This is a genomic window from Nocardia anaemiae NBRC 100462, from assembly GCF_001612725.1.
Lineage (GTDB): Bacteria > Actinomycetota > Actinomycetes > Mycobacteriales > Mycobacteriaceae > Nocardia > Nocardia anaemiae.
Genome location: NZ_BDAZ01000006.1, coordinates 21,088 through 27,413, shown reverse-complemented (window position 1 = coordinate 27,413; position 6,326 = coordinate 21,088). Strand labels below are relative to the sequence as shown.

The 6,326-nt window shown below is 65.4% G+C and carries 5 protein-coding genes; 1 reads left to right on the top strand and 4 read right to left on the bottom strand.

The features are described from left to right. The first annotated feature begins 358 nt into the window (after window positions 1-358). Window positions 359-859, top strand: coding sequence for a hypothetical protein (locus NA5_RS05295; RefSeq protein ID WP_062982505.1), 501 nt, complete (start codon window positions 359-361; stop codon window positions 857-859). Window positions 860-1,372: 513 nt separating this feature from the next. Here NA5_RS05295 and NA5_RS05285 read toward each other — a convergent pair. The 4 genes from NA5_RS05285 to lpdA are packed head-to-tail and all read right to left on the bottom strand — an operon-like array spanning window position 1,373 to window position 6,183. Further along, window positions 1,373-2,617 (bottom strand): dihydrolipoamide acetyltransferase family protein, encoded by a 1,245-nt coding sequence (locus NA5_RS05285; protein WP_174555196.1) that lies wholly within the window; start codon window positions 2,615-2,617, stop codon window positions 1,373-1,375. Window positions 2,618-2,628: 11 nt separating this feature from the next. Further along, window positions 2,629-3,612, bottom strand: a complete 984-nt coding sequence (locus tag NA5_RS05280) for an alpha-ketoacid dehydrogenase subunit beta (RefSeq protein WP_218020054.1) — start codon at window positions 3,610-3,612, stop codon at window positions 2,629-2,631. Window positions 3,613-3,651: 39 nt separating this feature from the next. Next, window positions 3,652-4,719 (bottom strand): pyruvate dehydrogenase (acetyl-transferring) E1 component subunit alpha, encoded by a 1,068-nt coding sequence (pdhA, locus tag NA5_RS05275; protein ID WP_062982500.1) that lies wholly within the window; start codon window positions 4,717-4,719, stop codon window positions 3,652-3,654. Between the two features lie 9 nt (window positions 4,720-4,728). After that, entirely contained in the window at window positions 4,729-6,183 is a 1,455-nt protein-coding gene (gene lpdA, locus NA5_RS05270) for a dihydrolipoyl dehydrogenase (protein WP_062982499.1), read from the bottom strand. Window positions 6,184-6,326: the final 143 nt, after the last annotated feature.

Here is a 6,326-nt window from a genome sequence, read left to right as displayed (position 1 = left end):
GGATGTCGGTATTCCGCGTGTCGGCGTGATGGCGAGGGCATACTGGTCGAGCCGAAGCTGCACCGAGGAGAGACAAGACCCGAAGGGCCCGTTGTGATCACTGCGATCGTCGCTCGTTGTTGCCGAACCTGCTACGCGACTGGCCGACTGCCCGCGTCGACGGTGCAGCGAGCTCGATCGCCGATACAGCTATCCGCGTAACGCCGAATCGATTCGGCCGCAATAGTTCGCCGCACCATCCAGCGCAGCGCTGTACGCGTTGAAAATCCGGACGCGCACAGCAGCTCTCGAACCTGGATTGCCTATCGACGGCGACGAATCCCCTTCACTCGCATGCTTTCTCACTTTGGAGGAACGGATGAACCCATGGACTGAGCGGCTCTGCGTCAACCGGGTCGCCATCGTGTCCGCCTCGGTCCTGATCGCACTGGCGGCGATCGCGTCCTTCATGTTCGGACACCACCTGGCATGGTTGGCCGGAACGCCGCCGATCATCGCATGGCTCTGGCCGATTGTCGTAGGCCTCACGGTGTTCCAGGTCGCGTACTGCTACGTGATGGTCGGAACGTTGCCGTACCGGACCGGAATCATCCGACTGTATTTCGGGGTTCTGCTGCTGGGCGGTGTCGCGGCCGCTGTGGTCGGCAACGCGTTCACCGCAACGGATCCCGGTGAGCTCCCGCTGGTCGCGAAAGCGGTTGTCGGTGCGGTTCCGCCGCTGTGCCTGCTGCTGGTTGTCCTGAACACCTCGATCTTCTTCAGCACGACCAAACCGTGGCTGCACGGTGCGGACAATTACTCCCGACGTGGAGTAGCCGAGACGCCCGTTGTCGACGCAGCCGGACGTCTGCTGTCGTAGCGCGAGGCCGCACGGCTGTTCAGAGCCAGAGCCGATGACAAGGGAGGGGCTGGAGAGCTTCGCGCATATCCCTGTCGATAAGAACCGTCGCCAGTCGCAGGGCGTAGACGGCCTTCGCGAAGGTGTGCGCCGCCAGGGAGTCTGCCCGGTAGTGCAGCGGCGGCCAACCCGGAAACTGGACTGCGACGTGGAATTGCATCGCGGCAATTACATCGTTTCGCCCTAGGTGCAGCTAGGAACGATTGATCCGAAATACGGCCGAGTTCATCCTGAGGCGTTCGTAGGTTTCTCCAAGTGCGCGCGGCATATGTCCGACTTGTCCGGCCCGAAAGAGCTGCCGACGATCATTTCCGATCTGCACGCTGGCCAAACCCCTACAGCTGGGTGATCACCGCGACCCTGCTCGCGATGACGGTGACCACTCCGAGTGGGCTCGATCATCGCGGGCCAGGCGATGGCGCTGCGGTGGATGCCGATCTCCATAGCGCAGGCGATCGCCTCGAGCCCGTCCCATCAGGTGATGATGCGCAGGGGGTGCTCCAGGAGTTCGGTCAACTGCTGGAGGAACCGCGCGGCGGTGGCGCCGTCGATAGCGCGGTGATCGGCGGAGAGGGTGACGCGCAGGATGCTGCGGGTGACGACCTGGGAGTTGTCGAGGCGTAGTTCGTCCTTGGCCGCGCCGACGGCGAGGATGGCGGATTCGGGTGGGTTGATGACGGCGGTGAATTGTTCGATGCCGAACATGCCGAGGTTGGAGATGGTGAAGGTACCGCCGCTCATTTCGTCGGCGCGGAGTTTGCGGTCACGGGCGCGTTCGGCTTTATCGCGGGTTTCGGAGGCGATTTCGGAGATGGATTTGCGGTCGGCGTCGCGGATCACCGGGACGAGCAGTCCGGCGGGGGTGGCGACGGCGATGCCGAGGTGAATTCCGCGGTGGCGCAGGAGTTTATCGTCGGCGACGGAGACATTGACGGCGGGATCGGTGCGCAGTGTGGTGGCGACCGCTTTGACGAGCAGATCGTTGACGCTGACCTTGGTTTTGCCTGCCTGTTCGAGGGTGCGGTTGATCTCCGCGCGGAAGGCCAGCAGATCGGTGACGTCGATGGCACTGGTCAAGTAGATGTGCGGGGCTTGCTGTTTGCTCTCGGTGAGGCGTTTGGCCGAGACCTGCTGAATGGTGCTGAGCGGGATCTCGTCGTAGTCGCCCGCAGGGCTGGTGGATGCTACCGGCGGTGCGGCGGGAGTGGATTCGATAGTGCGGTAAGCGGATTCGACATCCTGGCGGGTGATCCGTCCGCCGGGTCCGGTGCCGGTTACGGTGGCGAGGTCGACGTCGAGCTCGCGCGCGATCTTGCGGGCCAGTGGCGAGGATTTCTTTCGGGTCACGGTATCCGAGGAGACGTTTTCCGCAGCCTCGATCGGATCAGATGGCGCGCCAGGGCCGCTCGACGGGGCGACATGGTCGCTCGCCGTATCCGCAACGCTTTCGGCAGCGGGGTTCGGTACGGCCGTCGCGGACCCGGTTCCGTCACCGATCAGCGCGATGGTATTGCCGATCGGAACCCGCGAACCCGGTTCGAAAAGAATCTGCTCGAGGACCCCGTCCTCGTAGGCCTCGAGTTCCATCAGTGCTTTATCGGTCTCGATTTCGGCGAGGATATCGCCGCGGCTGATCTTGTCGCCGACCTGCTTGAGCCAGGCGACGACGACGCCTTCCTCCATGGTGTCGGAGAGGCGGGGCATGATGACGTCGGGCATGTGATGTCCTCTCAGCGGCGTCGGCCGACGGCCGCGAGTGTTTCCGCGGCGGCGGTATACAGGGATTCGGCGGACGGCAGCGCTATCTGCTCGAGGGTTTTGGCGTAGGGCAACGGGACTTCCGCGGCGGCGACTCGCCGGACCGGGGCGTCGAGGTAGTCGAAGGCCCCGTCGGAGATGGAGGCGGCGATTTCCGCGCCGATGCCGTAGGTGAGCCAATCGTCTTCGGCCACCACCGCGCAGCCGGTCTTGCGAACCGATTCGACAATGGTGTCGCGATCCAACGGCCGCAGGCTGCGCAGGTCGATGACCTCGGCGGAGATCCCTTCGGCGGCAAGGCGCTCGGCGACCTGGCTGGCGATGGTCGCCATGCGCGAGTAGCCGATGAGGGTGATGTCGGTACCCGCACGTGTGATCGCGGCCTTGCCGATGGGCGCGGGCGGAAGATCCTCCGGTACTTCGCCTTTGGTGTTGTAGAGGGCGAGGTTCTCCAGGAACAGGACCGGGTCGTCGTCCTCGATCGCGGCGCGCAGCAGTGCACGCGCGTCGGCCGGAGTGCTGGGCGCGACGACCTTGAGTCCGGGTACGAACGCGTAATACAGCTCGATGTTCTGCGAATGGGTGGCACCGAGTTGTTGGCCGCCGCCACCGGGCGTGCGGATCACCATCGGGACGCTGGTCTGTCCGCCGAACATGCCGTAGATCTTGGCGGCGTGGTTGACGATCTGGTCCAGTGCCAGCAAGGAGAAGTTGATCGTCATGAGTTCCACGACCGGGCGCAGGCCGAGCATGGCGGCGCCGATGGCCGCCCCGACGAATCCCTCTTCGGCGATCGGAGTATCGCGGACCCGCTTTTCGCCGAATTCGGCGAGCAGTCCGGCAGTGATCTTGTAGGAGCCCTCGAAGACGCCGATCTCTTCCCCGATGAGCAGGACGTCGTCATCGCGACGCATCTCCTCGCGCAGGGTTTCGCGCAGCGCTTCGCGATAGGTCATGACAGGCACGGTGGTGTCCTCAGCGGTTGCGGGAAGGTTTCAGAACAGCGGATCGGCGGGTAGCCGTCGGGACTCACCGGCCACCGGGGTGGCGTAGGTGTAGTCGAACAGGCTCGTCGGCTCGGGGTGTGGACTGGCGTCGGCGAATGCCACTGCGGCGTCGACCCCTTCCCCCACTTCGGCTTCGATGGCGGCGACCGCGTCTTCGTCCAGCACACCGGCGGCGATCAGCTCGCGCTGTAGCCGCGCGACCGGATCGGATTCGCGCGCGGACGAAACCGCTTCGGCACTACGGTATTTCGCCGGATCAACCACCGAATGCCCCTTGAGTCGGTGGCTGACGGCTTCCAACAGGGCTGGCTTTCCCTCCCGGCGAGCGGCCTCCACCAACTCGGTAGCGATATCCCGCACCGCGAGCACATCGGTCCCATCGACTCGTTCGCCACGCATCCGGTATGCGGTGGCCCGCTTGTAGAGGTCGGGTTCGGCGGAGGACTGTTCGACGGTGGTGCCCATGCCGGTCTGGTTGTTGATCACCACGAAAACCACCGGCAGGTGCCACAGTGCGGCGATATTCAGCGACTCGTGGAATGCTCCGATATTCGTTGTGCCGTCACCCATTTGGCAGACCACCACATCGTCGCCGCCGCGGTAGTCGATGGCCAGTGCGGCGCCGACGGCCAAGGGCAATTGGCCGCCCACGATGCCGTAGCCGCCGAGCAGTCGGGTGGCGGTGTCGAACATATGCATCGAGCCGCCCCAGCCCTTGGAGGTGCCGGTGGATCGACCGTAGAGCTCGGCCATCACCCGACCGGGTTCGATGCCCTTGGCGATCGCGTAGCCGTGTTCGCGGTAGTTGGTGAACAGGTAGTCGGTCGGGCGCATCGCCGCGGCGAGTCCGACGACGGTGGCTTCCTCCCCGAGGTTGAGATGGCAGTAGCCGCCGATCTTGGCCTGGGTGTAGCCCTGCGCGGTGCGCTCCTCGAAGCGGCGCACGAAGAGCATGTCGCGGAAGTAGCCGCGCAGGGTTTCGGGATCGGTACCCGCGAATGCCTTGCGGGCCGCCGCCTTCGACGTGGATTTCCGGGTAGCGGTGGTCGTGGTCACGGTGACTCCTCAGCGTTTGCGTGGCGCGATGTGTACGGGCAGTCCGAGTCCGGCCAGCGCCGCCTCCATGCCGATCTCGCCGAGGGTCGGGTGGGCGTGGATGGTGTCGGCCAACTCGTCGAGCGTCGCCTCGAGCGAAATCGCCAGTGCGCCTTCGGTGATCAGGTCACTGGCCGAGGGCCCGATGATGTGCACACCGAGGACCTCCTGATGCTGTTGCCCGGCAATGATTTTCACGAAACCCTCGGTCTCGCCGAAGGTCTTGGCTCGGCCGAGGGCCGCGAATGGGAAGCGCGCGGTGATCACCTCGTGCCCGGCGGCGCGGGCGGCGGTCTCGGTGAGTCCGACGCTGGCGATCTCCGGATGGGTGAAGGTGGCCGCGGGAATCACCGTGTAATCGATATGGGCTCGGTGTCCGGCGATCGCATCGGCGGCGGTGAGGCCTTGATGGGAGGCGACGTGCGCGAGCAGCGCCCGACCGGTGACGTCGCCGATGGCGTACACATGCGCGGTGCCGGTACGCAGCTGCTCGTCGACGGTGACGAATCCCCGGTCGTCGGTGGCGATTGCGGCGATATCCAAACCGAGGTCGGCGGTGTTGGGTCGTCGACCGACACCGACCAGTACCACGTCGGCTTCGAGCTCGCGGGCCTGTGGGCCGTCCACAGTGACCCGCAGTGTCCGATTCGACTCTTGTGCAATGGATTTCACCGTCGAACCGGTGAGCACCGTGATGCCGCGCTTGCCGAAGGACCGGCCGAGCGCGGCCCCGATATCGGTGTCCTCGGCGGGAACGAGCCGGTCCTGCATTTCGACGATCGTCACCTCGGCGCCGAAGGTGGCGAACAGGCTGGCCCACTCGGCGCCGACCGCGCTACCGCCGATGATCACGAGCCGCTTGGGCACCTCGGTCAACCCGAACGCGCCGTCGGAAGTGATCACACCCGGCAGGTCGGCGCCCGGAATCGGCAGCCGAGCGGGCACCGAGCCGGTCGCGATGATCACATCACGGGCACTGACCTGCCGGATCGGCGTGGTCGGGGCGGCGGCGTAGCGCGGGCCTTCCGGGCCGATGGGGGAGGGGCCCACCTGGTGCACCTCGACGGTGGTGGGATCGATGAAGCGCGCATGGCCCTCGATGACCGTCACCCCGTTGGCCGCGAGCAAACCCGCGACACCATCGGTGAGTTCCTTGACGATGCCGTCCTTGCGCTGGCGGATGGCGGCGAAATCGAAGCGCACATTGTCGGCGTAGACACCGAAATCCGCTGCGGCGCCGACAGTCTGGAAAACCTCCGCGGATCGCAACATGGCCTTGGTCGGAATGCAGCCCCAATTCAGGCAGACCCCGCCCGGCCGTTCCTTCTCCACCAAGGCGACCGTCAAGCCGTGCTGGGCGGCGCGGATGGCGGCCACATAGCCGCCGGGGCCGCCGCCGACCACCAGAAGATCGAAGTCCGGCACTCGTGGTGCTCCTCGTCTCGAACGATTTCGACTCGGCCCGGGTATGGCGCGAGTCATCATCGACGAGTCTCGTCACCACCCAGCGCACAAACAATCACTCCGAAGCCCAGGAATTCGGTTCCTGAAATGGGCGCTGAGCCCAA